Here is a 22,278-nt window from a genome sequence, read left to right as displayed (position 1 = left end):
TTATTTAGGCCATAGTTTTAAGACCTGAATAAAAAAACCTGCACATTGTGCAGGTTTTTTTATGGCTTTAAATTTCTGTAAATTAGAATAATTTTACAGGAATATCTAACCAGATACGCCATTCATTGGTGTCACCAATGTAGTTACCCGCTTGGTAGTTATCACTTGCACGGTAGTATGAGTGACGAAGACGCAAGCTGGCATCTTTAGCAAAGCCAGATTGAGCAGTGTACTTAACCTGGTTAAAGAACTCACGTTCTTGTCCGTCTTTAGCTGAGTTATTTACATTGATGTCCCAGCCATAGACATAGGCAGTAGTCCAGTTTAAACCTGGTAAGCCATGGTTTTTGAAGTTGTAGCTATATTGAAGCTGAACAGATTTTTCATCATTACCAATAAAATCAGAAAGGTATGAGTTTGGTAGGTAGATACTTTGACCGCCGTCAGCATTACTACCGTAATCATAACCAACATTACCGAAGTTTTGTTGGTAGGCTAACATTACGTTATGTACATCTTTGCTATATGTAGATGAGATAGCCCAAATAGTGTTCCGAGTATCTTGTGTCTTTGGATCTGCAACAGTAGAAGAGTATGTTGTACCAGGTTCAAATTCAGTATGGTAGGCACTGAAATCATGAGTCAAAGTACTATCATTCGCTAAGGCATAGCTATAGTTCGCATTGATATAATGACGATCCAGTTTATCCTTAATATCTACACCATAATAAGATGCATTTAAGGCATCATTAAATTTATATTTTGCACCCCAAACAATAGCACGATCAAGTTCGTTACCATCACTGTTGATCTGGTCAGAATATTGGTTCTTCGTGAATTTACCAACTGTCAGAGACAAGTTTTCAATTTCATTGCTGGTAACCAGCAGGCCTTCAAAGTATTCAGGAACTAGACGAGCAGTATTTGAAGCTAATACAGGAAGATCTAAAACCTGAGTACCATATACAGCGGTCGTATTCGATACACGCGCTTTTACATAAGCACCACCACGAGCCCAGTGATCATAAGTATCGCCAATCCCTTTGGTAGGAATACCTTCATCATTTAAAGCTGTTTCACGTGGAATCATGCCATTACCAGCATGTTTATTGTCACCTAGTTTAAAAGATGCATCACCGATAATACCTGCACCAAAGCCCACAACACCTTTAGTAAAGCCAGAATCTAACTTAAACATAGCAGTTTGAGCAGCTGAGCTTGTATCAGTAACGACTTTACGTTCACCTGTCTGGTTATCAGTGTAATTCTTTTTATCACGACTTAAATAACCGGTACGAAACAGAACTGTACCTTCAGCATCTTCTACAAAGCCTTTCGCTTCACTTTGTTCGCTTGCATAAGCTGTAGAGATCAGAGCAGCGTTTACTAATACTGCAAGTGTTAGTTGTTGAGCTTTAAGCATTGGGAGAGAGCCTCATGCAAAGTTAGGTTAATGTGTAGTGCGATTGTATATTTTTTCTTAAAAAAATCACTATTTTTAATGCGCTTATTACACTAAAGTTATGACTTTTCCCGATATATTGCAATTTAAAAGCTAAGTGAAATTATGTATGTGTTTGTTGTTAAAGGAATAGTTTATAAAACATCAATATATTTATTCTTAAAGAGTTATTTATGGGGTACTTAGCATAAAAAAATATAATAAATGTTAAAAAAAGCAATTTGATTAATATACAATCAATTGATAAGTAAGTTTTTTAAAAAATGACAATTTAAAAATGTTCAAATAGTCAAACTTGGCTGACAAATTGAGTAACTGAATTTAGAAATTTGTCTAAGACGATTGAGATGAAATTTGACTATCAAAGATTAGTTTAACCAATAGGTTTAAGCAAAAAATAATAACGAAAAACCTCATATTCATTTCGTTTGGAACAAGCTGAAATAGAACGTGAAATTTTAAGGAATAGCATTTTAAGAAATAATAACAGTTGCTTATTCTTCTTATATATTTAAGTGCTTAGTAAATTGTATCCAAAATCATAGGTTTGTTTTTTACTACACTGTATAAGTATCGTGCTGTTTATTAATTAAAAAATTGATAAAAAGTTTAAATAAACAGCAAAAAAAATCTATACAGCAAGTGAAAAAGCATTAAAATCGGCGCTAATTTTTCACAAAGCCGAATCCGCTCAGGGTTTGATGTAGGCACAACATGAATCAACTCTATAAAAAAACAGTATTAGCAACATTATTTGCTTTGGGTTCAATTTCTGCATTTGCAGCTGATGAAACTCAAGCTAATGGGGCGTGGTCAGGCAGTTTGGGTGTAGTGAATAAATACATTTATCGTGGTAGCGAAGAAAATGATAAGCCTGCTGTACAGGCAGGTTTAGAGTATGGCCATAATAGTGGGTTTTTTGCAGGCTATTGGGGTTCGACATTAAATTATGACCCAACTGATGACACTCAGTCACATGGTTTTGAACATGACTTTTATGTGGGTTATGGCCGTGAATTAAATGAAAACCTGAGTTATAAATCGCAAGTTATGGCGTATGTCTACCAAGGTGGTGGCTCGATTTATAATGAAGATCGCTCTGAAAAGCGCCGTACTACGGGTGTGGAATTTTTAAATGATGTGACATACAAAGATTTAACTGTGGGTATTGGTGTGCTTTTGTCGGATGTAAGCTATGGCAATGCTGGGGATGTATATCTGAACGCAGCATATAGTTATGTACTTCCATATGATGTGTCTTTAAATAGTGCTGTCGGCGTATCAGTTTTTAATGACAGTCGTGACGACAGCTTATTAAGCACAACTGAAGATGTTGTATTTACTGAAGCACGTCTTGGTGTAAGTAAGCCTTTAGCTGATACGGGTATTGAATTTATGGCCGACTATGTTTGGGGTGGTAAAGACCGTGAAGGTGAGCGCCTCGATGATAACGTCGTGGTTGGACTTACTTATTCGTTCTAAGCAAATGATGTTTATTATTTAAAGCTAAAACTAAGATAGAAAAGTGTGCAATCCAATTGTGCACTTTTTTTATGCAATTTTCTGGGCGCTGTTGAAATAATGTACTCAAAAAAGCGCATTTTTAAAATGCTGTTACATATTGGTATGTAGCTTAGAAATTCGACTCAATAAACTAAGTTATTACTTTTTTAATGTGTAGGATGAGGATCTTTATTAATTTTTATTTTTAATAATAACTATAAAAAACAATGCAATAAAAATTTTTTTTGGCTAATTTAAATTTAAAACCATCAGATAAATGACGGGTTTTAAAAATGTTGGCACAGTGATTGCACATACCTCCATGAGTTAAACGAAATAACCAAAAATACGTCGTAGCACGATGTGGGGGAATCCATAATGAAATTTGCATTTAAAGCTTTATCTCTTGCTGTACTAGGCGCAGCTTCAACGTTCACATTTGCTGAAGCACCTGCTTCAGAGCATTCTGTATCTGGAAATATCGGCGTACTGTCTAGCTATAATTTACGTGGTATTACCAATGTGCCTGAAAATAAAGATGCGACAATCCAAGGTGGTTTGGATTATAGCCATGCATCAGGCTTCTATGCAGGTTGGTGGGGTTCAACATTAAACTATGGTGATGACCTACCGAATGGTTTTGAAAATGATTTTTATGCGGGCTATAACGGTTCAATTAATGATGATCTTGGTTACACAGCAGGTCTAACTTACTACTATTACTATGATATTGATACAAGTGATGCAAACGGTTTAGAAACAATGCTTGGGCTAAGCTATAAAGATTTTGGCTTAACAGCGCAAACTTTGCTTGAAGATGTTTCATGGGGTAATGCAGGTGATACTTATATCAAAGCATCATATAGCTATGCACTTCCTAAAGACTTCAGTCTAGATACCGCGCTTGGTTTATATGCATATCAAGATTCAGGTGATTTTGAAGATAATTTAGGAACAACAGAAAGCTTTGGTTTCCGTCACTTTGATATTGGTCTAAGCAAGCCTTTAGCAGATACAGGTGTTACCGCAAGCATGAATTACACAGTTGGTGGTTATGACCGTGCGGATGAAAAACAAAAGAATAAAGTCGTATTTGGTTTGAAATACGAATTCTAATTTTAAAGAGCATTAAAAATGGCGACCTTAGGTCGCCATTTTTTTAAGCATTGAGTTGGCTTCGATAGGACAGCGCTTCAGAAACGTGTTGAGCTTTAATGTGTTCACTTTGAGCCAAGTCGGCAATGGTTCTGGCAACACGTAACACCCGATGATAGGCACGCGCAGATAAATTCATTCTCTGCTGGGCTAACTGTAAAATATTCTGTGCAGTAGCATCCAAAACTGCTTGTTGCTCCAATTGCGTCGGCGTGAGTGCCATATTGGATTTTTGCTGACGCTCTATTTGTAATTCATAGGCACGAATGACACGTTGCCTAACCGTACTTGAGCTTTCAACCTCTTGCGAACTTTGTAATTCATGTGCTGCTAGTGGCGGGACATCTATATGTAAGTCAATACGATCTAATAATGGACCTGAAATACGGTTTTGATAGCGTTTAATACTTTCAGCACTACATTGACAGCGGCTGTCTTGATTAAAGGCATAGCCACATGGGCAAGGATTCATTGCCGCGATCAATTGAAAATTTGCGGGGAAGGTGATTTGACGAGAAGCCCGTGAAATCACAATTTCTTTGGATTCGAGTGGCTGCCGTAATACCTCCAATACCTTTCGATCAAATTCAGGCAGCTCATCTAAAAATAAAACCCCTAAATGTGCCAAGGTGATTTCACCCGGTTTAGGATTTGATCCTCCACCGACGAGGGCGATCGCAGACGCAGTATGGTGCGGCGCACGAAATGGACGCTGCCCAAAATGATGATTTGCACCTGCAATGGAATAAATACTCGCGACTTGCAAATTTTCTTGCATATCTAAGGGCGGAAGAATGCTGGCTAAACGCGAGGCGAGTAGAGTTTTACCTGTGCCTGGAGGGCCACGAAATAGCAGGGAATGACCGCCAGCCGCCGCAATTTCTAAAGCACGTCTTGGACGCAGTTGTCCTTTTACATCACTTAAATCTAAACCAGAGTGATACTGTGGATGCATGTTCGATGCTTGATGCGCCGATAAAGGTAAAGCTTGGTTTAAATGTTCACAAACTTGTTTTAAATGCTGTGCGGGAAAGACTTGGAAATCTGGTAGTTGAGCGGCTTCATCGGCATTGAGTGCCGGTAGAATCAGATGATGCCCGATATGCTGACAGGCAATGGCTATACTTAAGATGCCACTGACAGGTCGTAAATAACCATCAAGTGCCAATTCTCCAATAAATTCAAAACCATCTGCTGCATTTTCAGGAAGTTGTCCCGACGCGATCAGAATCCCTAAAGCAATGGCGAGATCTAAACGTGAACCATCTTTGGGTAAATCTGCGGGTGCTAGATTAATGGTCAGACGTTTGGTCGGAAACTGAAAGCCGCTATTAATAATCGCAGAGCGGACACGGTCTTTACTTTCACGGACGGCGGCCTCAGGTAGGCCCACAATGGTCAATGACGGTAGGCCTTGGCTGACATGAACTTCAACTTCAATTTGGGGTGCATTTAAGCCGAGCAAACCCCGAGTATAGATTTTGGCAAAAGACATATTATTGTTCCGTTATGGTGCATTATTTTTAATCGTTATGCGTCTTTTGTTGCACTAAAAAGGTGCTTATTTTTTGTTCTGAATTTTTTGTTCGAGTTCTTCGACGTGTTTTAGTAATTCATTTAAACGTAAATTGGCATTATTCAGTGCAGTACGTTGGCGTTCGATTTCTTCTTTCGACACGAGATCCATTTTGCTCACAGCTTCGTTAAGTAAGCTACGCAGGTTATGTTCGACGTCTTTTTTCGGCTGATCGATTTGTTCTAATATCGCTTGTAATAAGGTTTCAATCATTGTTTTGACCATCCTCAGTGAATTGGTGGCAGCAGTTTAACATCGCCACATTCATGACCATAGTGCTTTTATTTAAATATGCGTTTAATCGATCAGTAAAATCGTAATTCTTCTAGTAAAAACGTCTATTTTTATAAGCATACGCAAGATTATCCGTATAAAATAGGTTATAAAGAAATCTCATGCTGGGCTGACTATTTTCCCCCGACTGTAGTCATATTGGCATGAAAATTGAACATAAAACCTTACAGGTGAAATAAGCCGAAGGAAAACAAAACATGAAGCTCGTAACTGCAATTGTAAAACCTTTTAAATTAGATGACGTGCGTGAAGCACTCTCTGAAAATGGTGTTCAAGGGATCACTGTCACTGAAGTTAAAGGCTTCGGTCGCCAGAAAGGTCACACTGAACTTTATCGTGGTGCTGAATATGTGGTTGATTTCTTACCAAAAGTAAAAATCGAAATCGCAATCAGTGATGAAATGGTCGATACCGTAATTGAATCAATTACTCGTGTTGCAAGCACAGGAAAAATTGGCGACGGTAAAATTTTTGTAAGCAATCTGGAACAAGTCATCCGTATCCGTACTGGTGAAACAGGTGCAGATGCCGTTTAAAAAATTGGCATGAAGTTTGCTAAGTAGCTAATAACTCAGAAAATCAGGTCGGGGGATACGAATGAAAAAGATGCTAATTGCACTCGGCTTGTCCAGTGCACTTTTAGGTGGTTCTGTTGCGTGGGCTGAAGAAAGCGCAACAGCACCTACAGAAGAAGTCACAGTAGTTGATACTGTAAATACAACAGAAGCTGCAGTTCCAGTTGAAGCAGCGCCAGCACCTGCAGAAGAAGAGCCTAAGCTCGATACAGGTGATACAGCATGGATTTTAGTGTCCACTGCACTTGTTTTACTCATGACAATTCCCGGTTTAGCATTATTTTACGGCGGTATGGTCCGTAAGAAAAATGTACTCAGCACCATGGCACACAGTTTCGTTGCGGCAGGTGTCGTGAGCTTAACGTGGGTGATTGTGGGTTATACCTTAGCATTTGGTGAAGGTAATGCCTTTATCGGTAGCTTAGACAAATTTATGTTGTCGGGTATCACCACAGAAGCCTTGTCCGGTACGATTCCAGAGATTCTTTTTGTTATTTTCCAAATGACATTTGCCATCATTACCGTTGCCATTATTAGCGGTTCGATTGCAGAACGTATGAAATTCGGTGCTTTCGTTGCGTTCATCGCAATTTGGAGTGTCGTGGTTTATGCACCAATTACCCACTGGGTATGGGGCGGTGGTTGGTTAGGTAACGACGGTGCGCTTGATTTTGCGGGTGGTACGGTTGTTCACATCAACTCAGGTGTTGCGGGTCTCGTTGCAGCGTACATGCTTGGTAAACGTATGGGGCTTGGCCGTGAATCTATGGCACCACATAATCTAACGCTAACTGTCATCGGTGCAAGCCTTGTATGGGTAGGTTGGTTCGGTTTCAACGGTGGTTCTGCACTAGGTGCAAATGGTTCCGCTGGTTATGCATTGGTGGTAACACAAGTTGCAGCAGCAGCAGCAGCAGTGGCATGGTTAATTACTGAAAAAGTGGTTCGTGGTAAAGCGTCTGTCTTGGGCGGTGCTTCTGGTGCAGTAGCAGGTCTTGTGGTGATTACACCTGCGGCAGGTTTCGTAACAGTTGGCGGCGCTTTAGCGATGGGTCTGATTGGTGGTGTGGTTTGCTTCTGGGGTATTACTGCGCTGAAACGTGCCTTGAAAGCGGATGACTCTTTGGATGCGTTTGGTCTACATGGTGTCGGTGGTATCGTGGGTGCGATCCTTACAGCATTCTTTGCCAGCGAATTCATCATGGGTGACAATGCACCGAGTAACTTAATGCATCAATTATGGGTTCAAGTCGAAGGTGTACTAGCGACTATTGCTTACTCAGCAGTGATGACATTCATTATCTTGAAAGTGATTGATCTGGTGATTGGCATCCGTGTTGAAGCTGATGACGAACGTATGGGTCTTGACTTAAGCCAACATGGCGAACGTGTAGAATAATAAGCAATAATCAATATATTGTGTAAAACAGCCCGAAAGGGCTGTTTTTTTTCCATATCTAGCGTAAAGCTCTACAAAATTAAAAATTTTTGCTACACTCTAAATCCATTCGAATTTGTTCAATTTAACCGCTATGCATTGTCCATTTTGCAACGCTGAAGACAGTAAAGTGATTGATTCTCGCCTTGCTGCTGAAGGCTGTCAGATTCGCCGCCGCCGTGAATGTATTAGTTGCGGTGAACGTTTTACCACTTTTGAAAGTTATGAAGTGGTCATGCCTCGTGTGATTAAGTCGGATTCAAAAAGTGAACCGTTTGATGAGGCAAAACTTCGTCGTTCCTTGATGCATGCTTTGCAAAAGCGTCCAGTGACACAAGAACAAATCGAAACGGTACTCAGCGATATTCAATTACAGATTCGTCGTTTGGGTGAACGCGATGTAAAGTCTCGTACCATTGGTGAAATTGTCATGCAATCTTTGTTTGCTTTAGATCATGTCGCTTATGTACGTTTTGCTTCGGTTTATCAAGATTTCCAAGATGTTGAAGCATTTCGTCGTCAAATCGAACAGATGCAACAGCGTGAACACTAAGCTGTCTAATCCTTGTATGAATAAAGAGTGAAGTCATGTCTGAGTCAAATCTAGTGCGAGAGCAGCATGAATTTTGGATGCGACGTGCGATTCAGCTTGCATATCAAGGTCAGTATTCAACCCGCCCGAATCCCAATGTAGGCTGTGTCATTGTCAAAGATGGACAGCATGTGGGAGAAGGGTTTCATCCCAAAGCTGGTCAACCACATGCTGAAGTCTTTGCAATGCGTGATGCAGGCGAAGCTGCACGTGGTGCAACAGCGTATGTGACTTTAGAGCCGTGTGCCCATTATGGCCGGACACCGCCTTGTGCCAAAGGCTTGGTGGAAGCTGGGGTAGCGCAAGTGGTGGTTGCCTGTCCAGATCCGAATCCATTGGTGGCAGGCAAAGGTGTACAAATTCTGCGTGATGCAGGAATTGAAGTCATCACAGGGGTTTGCGAAGCAGAAGCACATCAATTAAATTTGGGCTTCCTCAAGGCAATGGCTACAAGTATGCCTCATGTGCGTCTTAAAGTTGCTTCAAGTTTGGATGGCCGTACTGCAATGGCATCCGGTGAGTCGAAATGGATTACCGGTGAATTGGCGCGTCAAGACGTTCAGCATTGGCGTGCAATTTCAGGTACTGTCATCACCGGTATTGAAACGGTTTTGGCTGATGATTGCCAACTCAATGTGCGCCAGCTAGATGGTATAGATGATTTAAGCACAATTGTTCAGCCGAAAAGAATCGTTCTCGACCGTCAAGGTCGTTTGCCACTCACAGCAAAAATGTTGGAACAGCCTGAAAGTGTTATGGTCATGGGGCCATTTCGTCAGGAACTTGCCGATTTAGGCGTGGTACAATTTGAAATACAACCATTAGTAGAACTGTTAAAAATATTAGTTCAGCAGCATCAAATTTATGATGTGATGGTGGAAGCAGGTGCGACTTTATCCACCGCTTTCTTACAAGAACAATTGGTCGATGAAATGATCAGTTATGTTGCACCGACGCTTTTGGGTCGGTCAGCTCGTGCAATGTTTACTGCGGATTTTAACCGCATGGCAGAGCAGCTTCGATTTAAGTTGAAAGACGTTACTCAATTGGGTGACGACATTCGCTTAAGGTTAATCCCTTCTCAAGAGACGCTATGAATCCAGAGTCTACGGTTTATCACAAACGTCGTCATGCGGCTCGTACCACCGACGAATATCTTTTCCATCAATTGGTTCCTTATTTGGGAAACAAGCGTCGTCTGTTACACCTGATTTTAGAAGCACTTGAGCAAACGGGAACTTTAAAACGTGAAGATGGTCGTGCCCCTATTTTCGCCGACTTTTTTGCTGGTTCCGGTGTTGTTTCACGTTTAGCCCGCCAAAATGGTTATCGTGTGATTGCCAATGACTGGGAACCGTATAGCCATGCTTTAAACAGTGCGATTCTCTCATGTACTGAAGCACCTGCGTTTAAAGAATTGGGTGGCTATCAAAAAGCCATTGATTATTTGAACCGTTTACCCGAAGTCAAAGGTTGGGTGACGCATAATTTGTGTCCACGTAATGACGAGATTTATGATCCGGCACGTGACCGTTTGTTCTTCAAACGTCGTAATGGCATGCGTATTGATGCCATTCGTCAGCAAATTGCCACATGGCAGGCGCAAGGTGCTATTGATGATGTAGAAATGAGTGCTTTGTTGGCTCCATTGCTATATTCAGCCAGTTTTGTCAGTAACACTAGTGGTGTATTTAAAAGCTTTCACCATGGCTGGGGGGGGAAGACCCAAGCCGCGTTGGATCGGATTGGCTCATTATTGTGGTTAACGCCGAGTCGCTTTTGTGAAATTGGCGATCCAAAACGCCCAGCAGCAGAAATGTGGTGTGTCGATGCACAGCACTTAGCGAATCAAATGAGTGGCTTTGAAGTCGATGTGGCCTATCTTGATCCACCGTATAACCAACATGCGTACAGCAGTAATTATCATGTTTTAAATGCTTTAACCTTATGGGATCAGGTCGATCTTCCAACCCCTGATACCAAAGGCTTTAAGAGCGGGATTGACCGTGCATGGCGTAAAGAACGTCCTAGCCCTTATAATTCTTCAAAGCATGCCAAAGAAGCGTATGAAAAATTATTAGAAACCATTAACGCACGTTATATTCTGACCAGCTATTCAACCGATGGTAATATCAGCGCGACTGATTTGTTACAAGCCAACCTTAAACGTGGTCGTGTGAGTTTATTGACGCAAGATGTGCCGCGTTATCGCGTGAGTAAACAACGTCAGTCTGAGCGTGCACGCGTACTCGAATTTATTGTGATTACTGATACGCACGCAAAATCAGGCCCACCTATTCGTCAGTTGTTGAGTCAACTTCACCATTTTGCAGAATTAGGTGGTGTAGATACCTCAGGCGTGAGTACGCAGCTTGATTTGTGGTAAAAAAACACCGCCCATTTTAATCAGGGATTGAATATGTTTACAGGCATTATCGAAAGTTTAGGCAAGGTTGAAAGCATTCAAAATGTAGGCGGTGATGTTCGCCTGCGAATTCAAACAGATCTTGATATGTCTGATGTACATTTGGGTGATTCAATTGCCACCAATGGTATCTGTCTAACGGTCATTGATTTTGGTAGTAACTGGTATGCTGCAGATGTATCTCGTGAAAGCTTAAATCGAACCACGCTTGAACATTGGAAAGCAGGGCAGTCGGTCAATGTGGAAAAAGCCATGTTACCGACCACGCGTTTCGGCGGTCACATTGTCAGTGGTCATGTCGATGCAGTTGGTGAAATTACTATTGTTCGTTCAGATGCACGCTCGATTTATTTTGAAGTCACAGCACCGGCAGAAATTGCACGTTATCTTGCAGAAAAAGGTTCAGTGACTGTGGATGGCATTAGCCTGACCATCAATCACTTACGTGGCAATGTGTTGAGCTTGAATTTGATTCCACATACGGCACACCGAACCAATATTGCTACGTGGAAAGCTGGAACTAAAGTGAACTTAGAAGTGGATGTTTTAGCTCGTTATATTGAACGTTTATTGATGGGTGACAAAGCAGCTGAAACAACACAACAGTCAAAAATTAGTATGGATTTCTTGGCCCAAAATGGTTTCTTAAAATAAGATGAAAGAAACGAAAACCAAACAGTCTGATTGAAAAATTAGACTGTTTTTTTATTTTTGGTGATAATGTGTCGCGGTATTTAAAATACGATGAATAATCAGACAGGTGACAATGATTGATTTTTTGCTGAATCTAGAGCAGTGGTTGCCATTGTTGCTGGAAAATTATGGTGTGTGGATCTATGCCATTTTATTCCTAGTGATATTCGCTGAAACAGGTTCAGTGTTCATGTTTTTTCTGCCGGGAGATAGTCTACTTCTTGCGATTGGTGCATTGTGTTCAACCACCGATGTCATTCATTTGCACACCATGGGCATTATGCTATTTGTTGCATCGGTACTCGGTTATAGCGTGAATTACTATACGGGTAGCGTGTTGGGCATTAAATATTTTAATAAGCATACGCGCTACTTTAAGCCTGAATATATGGTGAAAACCAATAAATATTTTATGAAGCATGGCGGAAAGACCATTTTAGTGGCGCGCTTTGTTCCTTTTGTTCGTTCATTTGCACCGTTTGCAGCAGGTTCAGCGCATATGAACTTAGCAAGTTTTATGTTTTATAACGTATTGGGCGGTTTTATCTGGATTGGATTACTCTTAGGAATTGGATTTTTCTTAGGTCATACTGTGTCTGCAGTTGCTGATTTGGTCTAAATTAAAGTTAATAAATAAAAAAAGCCCAAGTAGGGCTTTTTTTATTGCGTAGTTATTAGTGTTTGGTCACAGTCACGATATCAAGTGGATGGGTGAGTGCTGTTTGAACTGGTAGATTGATAGAAAATTGACCTTTTTCAGATTCACGACTTAAGTACACGGAAATACTGTGAAAATCTGAATGACTCAGCCATAAATCTTTAGCACTAATCTTCCAAGTTTCGCCTACAGCTAAAGCGGATATCTTCTGATTAATCTGTTGGATAATGTCCATGTTTCAGTCCCGTCTGGATGCATGATTATTTTGTTCCCCAAAGTCGATGCCCGCTTCAGGGATATGAACATCATGTTGCAGAAAGATGTCAATTTGATGACAGCTTAGTCAAGGACTGAAAATATGGAGTTCACTTATTCAGTGCTTTGTGTAGAAAAACTTGAATTTTCTAAGATATATTCAATTTCTTCTTGGGCAGCGACTTTTAATTTTTCACGGAAGTCGCGCACGGCTTGTTCAATCTGCGTTTCAGCTTCGAGTTCTAAACGCACCCGTACACTTTCGAGTTCAGACAGGATTTGTCCTTCGCTCACAGAAAGGTGTTGTGATAAACCGGCTAAACCTGTTTCAGGGTTTTTGTGGTAGCGCGAAGCATAGTGCTGTACGTCACGATCTAAATTGACTTGCATCATGGCCAAGGCTTGGGTTTGTGCAGCGAAACGAACTTCTTCATCACGTTTCAGTTGTTCTGCATAAGCCTGTTCAGCCGCACGTTTTTCTTCCAATGCTTTTTCTAAGGCCAATTGTTTACGAATGCGAGCATCTTCAATCAATTGTGCTTTCAGGTCTGCATAAGCAGTTTCAATTTTTTCAAATGAAACTTTCTGCTGCTGTTGATCGTGCGTCAACCACTGTTGAATATCTGTGCTGGGATTCAACACATCGCAAATGCGACCGAGGTCATCAATAAAGGTCTGGCGTACAGCTTCAGGCACATTTAACCAACGCTGTTTAAATTCGGGACCTACATTTAATGCCATGGTGCATCTCCTTGTTCTAGCGGTATCGCATTTCGAATTAAAGTTTATGGGTGTTTGGTTGCACGCCTAATTTTCGATAATGCTTATACTTTTCACGGCCAATGATTTTGGCAGCTTCGTTATTTTCAATAATTTCGATAATGTGACTAAAACTTGCGAACTGTTCAAGTGCTTGATCGTTAAAATTAAACACAATCCAATCCGATTGTTCAGGCAGCTGCGCGGATATACACACGGTTGCATCAACTTGGTCGATACCATGTGGAATGAAGCCTGTGGGATCAAAACTCCACAGGCGTTCATCTAATTGTTGCTGCAAGTCTGCATCAGCACAGTACAACCAAATACGTTCAGGTTGACGCAGAATCTTACGGCATAAACGACAAGCACTTTCGACTTGTCGTTCAGGACTTTTTTCAAATAAATAAAAGCTAACTCTAGCCATTCGCTTGTGCACGATTCGCTAAGAATTGCATCAATAAGGGTACTGGACGACCCGTTGCGCCTTTATTTGCACCTGAATTCCATGCTGTACCGGCAATATCTAAATGCGCCCAACGGTATTCACGTGTGAAGCGCTGTAAGAAACATGCAGCAGTTACTGAGCCTGCTTTAGGACCACCAATGTTTGCGATATCTGCAAATGGAGAGTCCAATTGTTCTTGGTAATCTTCAATCACAGGCATGCGCCATACACGGTCAAAACTGTGTTGACCGGCAGCAGTTAACTCTGCAGCAAGTTCATCATCTGGTGTGAACATCCCTGTCAGCACTGATCCAAGCGCTACCACGCATGCACCTGTTAAGGTTGCAATATCAATAACGAGGGCAGGGTTAAAACGTTTAACATAAGTCAACGTGTCACACAGCACTAAACGACCTTCGGCATCAGTATTTAGAATTTCAACCGTTTGACCGCTCATCGTAGTTACAATATCACCCGGACGTGTTGCATGACCTGAAGGCATGTTTTCGGCAGCAGCAATTGCACCGACAACATGAATCGGTAATTTTGCTTCACAGAGTGCGCGAATGGTACCCAACACAGATGCTGAACCACACATGTCGTATTTCATTTCGTCCATGCCAGCGCCTGGTTTTAATGAAATACCGCCTGTATCAAAAGTTACACCTTTACCAACCAATACAACTGGTGCTTCTTCGCGGTTCGATAAATATTCAATAGTGATAATGCGGCCTGGACGGTCTGAACCTTTGCTGACAGCAAGGAATGCACCCATACCTAAGTCAGCCATTTGCTGTTCATCAAGTACGGTCACTTTTAGTTGCTCTGGGAACTCTGCTGCCAATGCTAGAGCTTGTTCAGCTAGATATTCAGGGAAACAAATATTGCCCGGACGGTTACCTAGATCACGTGTATAGCTTTGACCTAATTGAACTGCTTCAATTAAATCTAACTGTGCTGTGCTGAGTGATGTTTTAGCGGCAATTAAATCAATTTGTGTTAAAGCAAATTCATTTTTCTTTGATTTGTATTCATCAAAGGCATATGCAGCTTGAGTTAAGCTGAGTGCAAACAAGTAATGTTGCTCTTGCGGTAATGCAGAGATGTCTACACTAATATGCTGGAATTTTTTTTGTGATGCTTTAATAATGGTTTGTGCAATTTTTGCAAGTTTATTTACTTGTAATTCAGATACTTTGCCTAGACCCAAAAGTGCACTATTACGACAAGCGGCAACGCTACCGACCAGTGCTAAACTTTCATTTAAAGCAGCTTTAAATTGTGTTGCTTCAATATGGCTATCTAAATCATTGATTTGATAAGTAGTTGCTGCATTTTGAACGTGCTCAGAATCTACTAAAATCAACAAATATTGGCTGGCAGCATTCGGTTGGACAGATGTATTTATAGCAAGTTTCATGTGCGGTATTCATGCCTTTTTAAATTTATAAACCATTAAACCATTGAAACATTTATCTGAATAGAGTTTCAATGCGTAACAAGGGTATAGGTTTTATATTTTTAACATTCGGGTAAACTATCGCTAGTTTTTATTTGCCCTATTTTTGGAAGAATTGAATTGATTATTCGGCGTTATCTGGTCAAGCAAGTGGTGTCAACATCACTCGTCGTGATTTCCTTACTGACCTTGATCATGATGGGTGGCCGTTTGATCAAGTACTTTGGGGTTGCGGCTCAGGGTCGCTTAGATGCAAGTATTTTATTTAGCATCATTGGTTATCGTTTGCCTGAATTCTTAACTTTGATTCTTCCATTGGGTTTCTTTATTGGTTTGATGCTGGTGTTTGGTCGTTTGTACGTTGACCATGAAATGGCAGTATTGAATAGTAGTGGTGTGAGTCGCAATCGATTAGCACGTTTATTGGTGCCGATGGCTGTGGTATTTATGGCGGTTCAAGCCTTCTTAATGTTATGGGCATCACCATGGGGCATCCGTCAATACGAAGCGTTGACTACTTCGCAAGCAGTCCGTACAGGCTTTGACCTCGTACGTCCCAAAGAGTTTATTTCTTCTGGCCCCTATACCATCTATGCAGGTGATTTATCTGAAGATCGTAAAAATCTCAAAGATATTTTCTTCTATCAACGCGCAGAAAAAGATGGTAAGCCAGATGTGATTATCTTGGCGAAAGAAGCTACGCGTGTTGAAGTGCCGGATGATAATGCTAATGTGGTGGATTTGGTTGAAGGACGTCGTTATGAAATCTATCCAGGTCAACCACGTTATACACAAGCAGAATTTCAAAGTTATCGTTTACGTTTAGAAAATGATAAAGAAGCGAAATTTGAAAGTACTGAAGTTGAAGCATTAGCGACGACTAAACTTTGGGAAAATCGCCATGACCCTGTCGTTGCAAGTGAATTGGGTTGGCGTATCTTTGTACCGTTTACCATTATTGTGGCATTGATGTTGGCAACGGCATTGTCTGAAGTGAGCCCGCGTCAAGGCCGTTACTTAAAATTATTCCCAGCTTTATTGATCTTCGCCAGCCTAATTGTGGCTTTAATGGCGATTAAAACTCGTATCAGTAAAGATGAAATGGGTATTGCTGCTTATCCACTTGTTTTGGTGATTTATGCAATCGCGGCAGCACTGTTTTCGCGTAAACAAAAGTTGGCACCCAAGATTAAGAAACAAATTCAGCGAGTGAGGTCTTAACAATGTTGGCACGTCGTATAGTTGCAAAACATGTGACCAAAACCACTGCTTTAGCCATGTTAGGTGCGACAGCAGTCTTGGCTGGTTTACAGGTGCTATTTACCTATTTAGGTGAATTGGGCTCATTGAAAGAAGGCTACAATGCATGGAATGCTTTGCAATATGTGTTGTGGAACTCACCAAATTATTTATATGAAATATTACCCATATCCGCTTTGATTGGTGCGGTTTTAGGTCTAGGAACTTTAGCGTCTAACAGTGAATTGATTGTCATGCGTTCTGTGGGCATTAGTCTGTGGCGTATTGTAGGTTGGGTGATTCGCTCAGCGTTAATTCTGGTGGTACTGTCTTTTGCTTTAAGTGAGTGGGTTATTCCACATACCAATGAGCAAGCAAAAAGTGTCAAGAGTCATCGCACTGCGGCTGAATTGGGTGAGGTAAAAGGCTATTGGTCTCGTGAAGGGCAGCGTTTTATTTACATTGATTATGCTAATTCGCAAGGTCAGATCAAAGATGTACAAGTGGTCGATTTTGATGATAACTATCGTCTACGTGGGACCTTGGATGCAGATCAGGGGAACTTCATTAAAGATGGGGCTTGGACACTGCAAAATGCAATTCAAATGGATATGCTAAATACGGGTGATGCAGTAACAAAACAAAATGCAGAGCAGCCTTTATCTTTGGCTTTACAGCCGAAATATGTACATATGGTGACGATCGATCCTGAAGATTTGTCTCCTAGTCAATTGGTCAGCTTCATGAGCTATATGAACGAGTACAGCCAAGTGCCTAAAACCTACCAATTGGCCTTTTGGCAAAAATTCGGTTCACCATTTGCATTGATTGCCTTGGTGGTGATTGCCTGTTCATTTATTTTTGGGCCATTACGTCAACAATCGATGGGTTTTCGCCTGGTCATTGCATTGTTTGCTGGGCTTGGCTTCTTCTACCTTCAAGATTTCCTCGGCTATGCAAGTTTGGTGTATTCGCCATCTCCAGCATGGTTCGTTTTTGTACCGATTATTCTCATGTTTGCAGTAGGTGGTTATCTGCTGCATCGTGCCCGCTAAGTCGGCACAACATTGGGTAAAACAATGCTGCTGACCAAGATTAACTATGGTCGCAACATAGAGTCTTCACCGAAAGTTCGGTAAGATATGATGATTAATTTATAAACGAAAGAGTATTCATTATGACGGATGCAACTGCTGGCAAAATCCCACACGTATTGGTAATTATGGATGGTGTGGGTCATCGCGAAGCGGTCGAAGATAATGCTTTTTTAGCAGCGAAGCGACCAAACTTAACAGCAATGCAAGAAAAACATCCGCATGGATTAATCTCAGGTTCTGGTGAAGACGTTGGTCTTCCAGATGGACAAATGGGTAACTCAGAAGTAGGCCACATGAACCTTGGCGCAGGTCGTGTACTGTATCAAGACTTCACTCGTATTACCAAAGACATTCGTACAGGTGCTTTCTTTGAACAAGAAGTATTAGTCGATGCTGTTGAAAAAGCCAAAGCTGCCAATGGTGCAGTGCATATCATGGGCTTATTGTCTGAAGGCGGTGTTCATTCACATGAAGATCATATCGTCGCTATGGCTGAGCTTGCTTTGAAACGTGGCGCGAAAGTTTATCTACATGCTTTCCTTGATGGTCGTGATACACCACCAAAAAGTGCTCAGCCTTCATTAGAAAAATTAGATGCATTATTTGCGCAATATCCAGGTCAAGGTCGTATTGCGACAATGATTGGTCGCTACTTTGCAATGGACCGTGACAATCGTTGGGACCGTGTAGAACAAGCGTATCGTCTACTGACTGAAGGCGAAGCTGCACGTACAGCACAAACTGCTGTTGAAGGTTTAGAGTTGGCTTATGCAGCAGATGAGAAAGATGAATTTGTAACCGCAACACGTATTGGTGAACTTGCAAAAATTCAAGATGGCGACAGTGTTGTCTTCATGAATTTCCGCGCTGACCGTGCACGCGAAATTACCAAAGCTTTTGTGGAAAAAGACTTTGCGGGCTTTGAGCGTAAAGTTGTTCCAAACTTGTCTAAATTTGTGATGTTGACACGTTATCAAGCAACGATTGATGCGCCTGTGGCATACATGCCAGAAGAATTACACAACTCAATTGGTGAATATCTATCTAACTTGGGTAAAACACAATTACGTATTGCTGAAACTGAAAAATATGCACATGTGACATTTTTCTTCAGTGGTGGTCGTGAAGATGAATATCCGGGTGAAAAACGTATTTTAATTCCATCACCAAGTGTTGCAACTTATGACCTAAAACCGGAAATGAGTGCTTATGAAGTGACGGATGAGTTGGTTGCAGCAATTAACTCAGGTGAATTTGATCTATTGGTTGTGAACTTTGCTAATGGTGATATGGTCGGCCATACAGGTGTGTTTGATGCTGCAGTTAAGGCGGTTGAAGCGGTGGATACGTGCTTAGGTCGAGTATACGAAGCGGTGATGGCAAATAAAGGTCACATGTTGGTTACAGCCGATCACGGTAATGTTGAACAAATGCAAGATTACCAAAGTGGTCAGGTGCATACTCAACATACTACTGAACTTGTTCCGTTCATTTATGTTGGTCCTACTTCAGCAACGATTGCAGAAGGCGGTGTATTAGCAGACGTTGCACCAACGCTATTAACGTTGATGAATGTTCCTGTCCCTGCAGAAATGCAAGGTCGCAATTTAATTACACTGGATGCTTAATTAGCAAAGGATTGGGAATGGCTAGAGCACATTGGACGTCTATTGTAAGCGCTACAGCACTACTGCTGTGCTCAAGTCATTTCGCATGGGGAGCCGACAAAGCAAAGTCGACTTTCGATGAGTTTGATGGAAGTTATGAACAAAGCTATGCCGAAGTACCTGTTGAATCGATTCAACAGTTTGTGCAAATTTATGGCGTGGTTAAAGAAAATTATTTAGTTGAAAAAAATGACGATGCTTTATTTCAGCAAGCCATACAGGGCTTGGTGGGAGGGCTAGACCGTTATTCGCGTTATCTTTCTGCTGAAGACTATAAACAACTATTGCAATATACCGAAGGTGATTTGGCGAGTGTAGATTTTAGTTTGCGCTACGATAATCCCTTACAACAGTGGGTCATTTATAATTTAAAAGCTGATGCTGACTCTGCGAAGCAAGGGCTAAAAAATGGCTTAGCTGTATTTAAAATAGATGATCAAGAACTCAAAAAACTTAATCAAGATCAAGTTCGACATTTGCTCGCCGGTGCAATTGGCTCGACTTTAAATTTGCAATTACTCACTTTGAATCAGCCACTGAATATTGTGCGTAATACCAAAATTGAAACGGATATCGAATCCAAACTCTTGAGTAATCAAGTTTTGGTGTTGAGTGTGCATGTTTTTCAGCAAGACACCGCCAATGAGATTAAACGCTTGATTGAAAGTCATGGGCCGCGTGTAAAAGCAGTATTGTTTGATTTAAGAAATAACCCTGGTGGTTTGCTTTCTGCAGCTGTAGAAAGTGCCGATTTATTTTTAAACCAAGGCATTATTGTTTCGACTAGAAGTCGTTCGGAAGGTGACCAAGAGTTTCAGGCACTCCCGAGTTTTGAGTTTCAAAATTTAAAAGTAGGGATTTTAATTAATAACCGTTCTGCATCAGCGGCTGAAGTATTTACTGCGGCAATGAAAGAGCATAAACGTGCTTGGGTGGCGGGTGAAAAAAGTTATGGCAAAGGTGTGGTACAAAAACTTTTTCCACTAAATAACGGTGCAGCGCTGCAAATGACCGTCTCTCAATATTTAACGCCTAATGGCAAAATGATTGAGGGTATTGGCGTACAGCCTGATTTTAATTACCCACTACAACATGACGCGCGTGACGACAATTATGTCGAGCATGTTGCAGATTTATTATTAACCCAAAAATAAAAAAGAATAAGCCGAGGCTTATTCTTCATCTTCGGTATCCAAACCAAATTTTTTCAAGCGGTAACGTAAAGAGCGAAATGACATTCCCAGTTTTTTTGCTGCCAAAGTACGATTCCAATGGGTTAAATTCAGCGCATTGAGTAATATGTCTTTCTCAATATTTTCCAAATAAAGCTCTAAGCCTTCTTCTGGTAATTTTTTAGGCAAGGCTGTGATATCCGCTGAACCTTGTGATGATACATTGGACTCAGGGTTATTTAGGGCCGAGGTATTTAAGGCACTGTTAGGATGGCGTAATGGTGCACTCTGCAAATGTTGTAAATCAATCTGCTCGTCATCACATAAAGTCATGGCGCGTTCAATAATATTGCGCAGTTCACGAACATTACCTGGATAATATTGACTCAATAAAAAATGCTGAGCGCGAGGGGTTAAGGCTTTTGCTGCAATTTCCCATTCATTGCTAATTTTTTGAATAAAATATTTTGCCAATAATAAAATGTCATCACCACGTTCTCTAAGTGCGGGTAGGGCTAAATCCATGACATGAATGCGGAAATATAGATCCTGACGGAAGCGGCCTTGTTGCACTAAAGCATCTAGGTCTTGATGACTGGCACTGATCACACGGAAATCCACATCGATTTCACAGTCTGAACCTACAGGGCGAATCCGCTTTTCTTGTACAGCACGCAATAATTTGACCTGCATGGACAAAGGCAATTCGGCAATTTCATCTAAAAATAAGCTACCGCCATGAGCAGATTGGATCAGACCTTGTTTGTCTTGGATCGCACCACTAAAGCTGCCTTTTTTATGTCCAAAAAGTTCACTTTCCATTAATTCAGATGGAATTGCACCACAGTTAATGGCAATAAATGGTCCTTCATTACGATTACTGAGACGATGTACTAGATTCGCTACCACTTCTTTGCCTGTACCTGATTCACCGGTAATAAATACTGGTGCTTGTGAACGAGCTAATTTTTTAAGCGTGGTACGTAGTTGTTGAATGGGTAAAGACTGCCCAATCAACATTTTATGTTCAAGACTGTCTTGTTGCGGTTGATTAGAATTAACCGGTTTATTGAGTGCTTTTTGCAACAATTGTTCTAAATGTTTGGTATTGACTGGTTTACTGACAAAGTCAAATGCGCCTGCCTTTAACGCTGCAATGGCAATTTCCATGTTGCCATAGGCAGTCAGTACTGCAACGGGCAGGTTTGGACAGTGTTCATTGATCCAATCCAAAAGCTGCAGCCCATTGCCATCGGGAAGGTTAAGGTCAGTTAAACAGGCATCATACACATGGTTAGATAGTGCTTTTTTTGCATCTTCAATGCGATGAGCAATATGTGTATTGACTCCCATCCGTGACAATGACATTTGCATGAGGGTACATAAATCTTCCTCATCATCGACTAATAATACCAGTGGTTGAGAATCCACATTTCACCCCAAAAAAATTAAAGAACAGCTTGTTGACTGACAATCCTAAAACACGCTCCCTGTTTTTGTTCTACATAGGAAAGCTGCGCTTGGTTCGCTTCACAGAAGCTATGTGCCAAATATAATCCTAAACCAGTTCCAGTAATTTCGGTACTAAAAAATGGTTGAAACAGTTGTGCTTGGTCTTGTGTTGCCACGCCTTGACCAAAATCACGGACATCAATTTGTACTTTTTTGAGTTCGGAACGTACATTAGACTTCCGTCATAAATCAAAAAACGTACAATTTATTTGATCTTAAATTAATCAGCAAAATTATTTAATTCAAGAGATAATCCTTGGATGAAATTCAAAGATATTCAAAAATTATCAGACGTTAAG

21 protein-coding genes and 1 pseudogene are annotated in these 22,278 nt (G+C 41.0%); 13 read left to right on the top strand and 9 right to left on the bottom strand.

Annotated features, from left to right (window positions below; translation table 11 throughout):
* Window positions 1-82: 82 nt before the first annotated feature.
* Window positions 83-1,423, bottom strand: coding sequence for an OprD family outer membrane porin (locus tag FTV09_RS07480; protein WP_180057653.1), 1,341 nt, complete (start codon window positions 1,421-1,423; stop codon window positions 83-85).
* Window positions 1,424-2,176: 753 nt separating this feature from the next.
* On the opposite strand from FTV09_RS07480, the gene FTV09_RS07475 reads away from it, so the two are divergent.
* Window positions 2,177-2,944: a TorF family putative porin gene (locus FTV09_RS07475; RefSeq protein ID WP_180057651.1), complete on the top strand. Its 768-nt coding sequence runs from the start codon at window positions 2,177-2,179 to the stop codon at window positions 2,942-2,944.
* A gap of 399 nt (window positions 2,945-3,343) precedes the next feature.
* Window positions 3,344-4,081 (top strand): TorF family putative porin, encoded by a 738-nt coding sequence (locus FTV09_RS07470; protein ID WP_180057649.1) that lies wholly within the window; start codon window positions 3,344-3,346, stop codon window positions 4,079-4,081.
* Between the two features lie 43 nt (window positions 4,082-4,124).
* Here the strand turns inward: FTV09_RS07470 and FTV09_RS07465 are convergent, their stop codons facing one another.
* A complete protein-coding gene (locus FTV09_RS07465; RefSeq protein WP_180057646.1) occupies window positions 4,125-5,615 on the bottom strand; it encodes a YifB family Mg chelatase-like AAA ATPase in 1,491 nt (496 codons plus the stop codon).
* Window positions 5,616-5,681: 66 nt separating this feature from the next.
* Window positions 5,682-5,909 (bottom strand): accessory factor UbiK family protein, encoded by a 228-nt coding sequence (locus tag FTV09_RS07460; protein ID WP_078189551.1) that lies wholly within the window; start codon window positions 5,907-5,909, stop codon window positions 5,682-5,684.
* A gap of 278 nt (window positions 5,910-6,187) precedes the next feature.
* On the opposite strand from FTV09_RS07460, the gene glnK reads away from it, so the two are divergent.
* The 7 genes from glnK to FTV09_RS07425 all read left to right on the top strand — a co-directional run bounded on the left by glnK (window position 6,188) and on the right by FTV09_RS07425 (window position 12,332).
* Window positions 6,188-6,526, top strand: a complete 339-nt coding sequence (gene glnK, locus FTV09_RS07455; RefSeq protein ID WP_067763174.1) for a P-II family nitrogen regulator — start codon at window positions 6,188-6,190, stop codon at window positions 6,524-6,526.
* Window positions 6,527-6,587: 61 nt separating this feature from the next.
* Window positions 6,588-7,964 (top strand): ammonium transporter, encoded by a 1,377-nt coding sequence (locus tag FTV09_RS07450; protein WP_180057643.1) that lies wholly within the window; start codon window positions 6,588-6,590, stop codon window positions 7,962-7,964.
* A 133-nt stretch (window positions 7,965-8,097) separates the two neighbouring features.
* Complete coding sequence (gene nrdR / locus FTV09_RS07445) at window positions 8,098-8,556, top strand: transcriptional regulator NrdR (protein ID WP_067763170.1); 459 nt, start codon at window positions 8,098-8,100, stop codon at window positions 8,554-8,556.
* Between the two features lie 35 nt (window positions 8,557-8,591).
* Window positions 8,592-9,692 (top strand): bifunctional diaminohydroxyphosphoribosylaminopyrimidine deaminase/5-amino-6-(5-phosphoribosylamino)uracil reductase RibD, encoded by a 1,101-nt coding sequence (gene ribD, locus FTV09_RS07440; RefSeq protein ID WP_180057640.1) that lies wholly within the window; start codon window positions 8,592-8,594, stop codon window positions 9,690-9,692.
* Window positions 9,689-10,981 carry a DNA adenine methylase gene (locus FTV09_RS07435; RefSeq protein WP_067763166.1) on the top strand — a complete coding sequence of 431 codons (1,293 nt, stop codon included), beginning with the start codon at window positions 9,689-9,691 and terminating at the stop codon, window positions 10,979-10,981. The genes ribD and FTV09_RS07435 overlap by 4 nt, the downstream gene beginning before the upstream one ends.
* 33 nt (window positions 10,982-11,014) lie before the next feature.
* Entirely contained in the window at window positions 11,015-11,674 is a 660-nt protein-coding gene (locus tag FTV09_RS07430) for a riboflavin synthase (RefSeq protein ID WP_180057637.1), read from the top strand.
* A gap of 112 nt (window positions 11,675-11,786) precedes the next feature.
* Window positions 11,787-12,332 (top strand): VTT domain-containing protein, encoded by a 546-nt coding sequence (locus tag FTV09_RS07425; RefSeq protein WP_067763161.1) that lies wholly within the window; start codon window positions 11,787-11,789, stop codon window positions 12,330-12,332.
* Between the two features lie 55 nt (window positions 12,333-12,387).
* Here the strand turns inward: FTV09_RS07425 and FTV09_RS07420 are convergent, their stop codons facing one another.
* From FTV09_RS07420 to FTV09_RS07405, 4 genes are all read right to left on the bottom strand, one after another.
* On the bottom strand, window positions 12,388-12,606 hold the full coding sequence (locus FTV09_RS07420) for a hypothetical protein (RefSeq protein ID WP_180057634.1): 219 nt from the start codon (window positions 12,604-12,606) through the stop codon (window positions 12,388-12,390).
* A 134-nt stretch (window positions 12,607-12,740) separates the two neighbouring features.
* Window positions 12,741-13,367 (bottom strand): hypothetical protein, encoded by a 627-nt coding sequence (locus FTV09_RS07415; protein ID WP_180057631.1) that lies wholly within the window; start codon window positions 13,365-13,367, stop codon window positions 12,741-12,743.
* Window positions 13,368-13,404: 37 nt separating this feature from the next.
* Window positions 13,405-13,812: a DNA polymerase III subunit chi gene (locus FTV09_RS07410; RefSeq protein ID WP_180057628.1), complete on the bottom strand. Its 408-nt coding sequence runs from the start codon at window positions 13,810-13,812 to the stop codon at window positions 13,405-13,407.
* Window positions 13,805-15,253: a leucyl aminopeptidase gene (locus FTV09_RS07405; protein WP_180057625.1), complete on the bottom strand. Its 1,449-nt coding sequence runs from the start codon at window positions 15,251-15,253 to the stop codon at window positions 13,805-13,807. The genes FTV09_RS07410 and FTV09_RS07405 overlap by 8 nt, the downstream gene beginning before the upstream one ends.
* Window positions 15,254-15,412: 159 nt before the next feature.
* On the opposite strand from FTV09_RS07405, the gene lptF reads away from it, so the two are divergent.
* The 4 genes from lptF (at window position 15,413) to FTV09_RS07385 (ending at window position 20,449) form a co-directional block, all read left to right on the top strand.
* Window positions 15,413-16,513, top strand: a complete 1,101-nt coding sequence (gene lptF / locus FTV09_RS07400; RefSeq protein ID WP_067763151.1) for an LPS export ABC transporter permease LptF — start codon at window positions 15,413-15,415, stop codon at window positions 16,511-16,513.
* A gap of 2 nt (window positions 16,514-16,515) precedes the next feature.
* Window positions 16,516-17,586, top strand: a complete 1,071-nt coding sequence (gene lptG, locus FTV09_RS07395; RefSeq protein ID WP_180057622.1) for an LPS export ABC transporter permease LptG — start codon at window positions 16,516-16,518, stop codon at window positions 17,584-17,586.
* A gap of 122 nt (window positions 17,587-17,708) precedes the next feature.
* Window positions 17,709-19,256, top strand: coding sequence for a 2,3-bisphosphoglycerate-independent phosphoglycerate mutase (gene gpmI, locus FTV09_RS07390; protein ID WP_180057619.1), 1,548 nt, complete (start codon window positions 17,709-17,711; stop codon window positions 19,254-19,256).
* A gap of 17 nt (window positions 19,257-19,273) precedes the next feature.
* Complete coding sequence (locus FTV09_RS07385; protein ID WP_180057616.1) at window positions 19,274-20,449, top strand: S41 family peptidase; 1,176 nt, start codon at window positions 19,274-19,276, stop codon at window positions 20,447-20,449.
* A gap of 18 nt (window positions 20,450-20,467) precedes the next feature.
* Here FTV09_RS07385 and FTV09_RS07380 read toward each other — a convergent pair whose 3' ends face one another.
* Both FTV09_RS07380 and FTV09_RS07375 read right to left on the bottom strand, forming a co-directional pair.
* Window positions 20,468-21,898 carry a sigma-54 dependent transcriptional regulator gene (locus FTV09_RS07380; RefSeq protein ID WP_067763143.1) on the bottom strand — a complete coding sequence of 477 codons (1,431 nt, stop codon included), beginning with the start codon at window positions 21,896-21,898 and terminating at the stop codon, window positions 20,468-20,470.
* A 17-nt stretch (window positions 21,899-21,915) separates the two neighbouring features.
* Window positions 21,916-22,131 (bottom strand): annotated as a pseudogene (locus FTV09_RS07375) (ATP-binding protein); the annotation flags it as partial.
* Window positions 22,132-22,278: the final 147 nt, after the last annotated feature.

This window comes from Acinetobacter sp. YH12227 (assembly GCF_013417785.1).
GTDB classification, from domain to species: domain Bacteria; phylum Pseudomonadota; class Gammaproteobacteria; order Pseudomonadales; family Moraxellaceae; genus Acinetobacter; species Acinetobacter gandensis.
The sequence above is the reverse complement of the archived record's forward strand: the minus strand, read 5'-3'. Positions and strand labels throughout refer to the sequence as shown.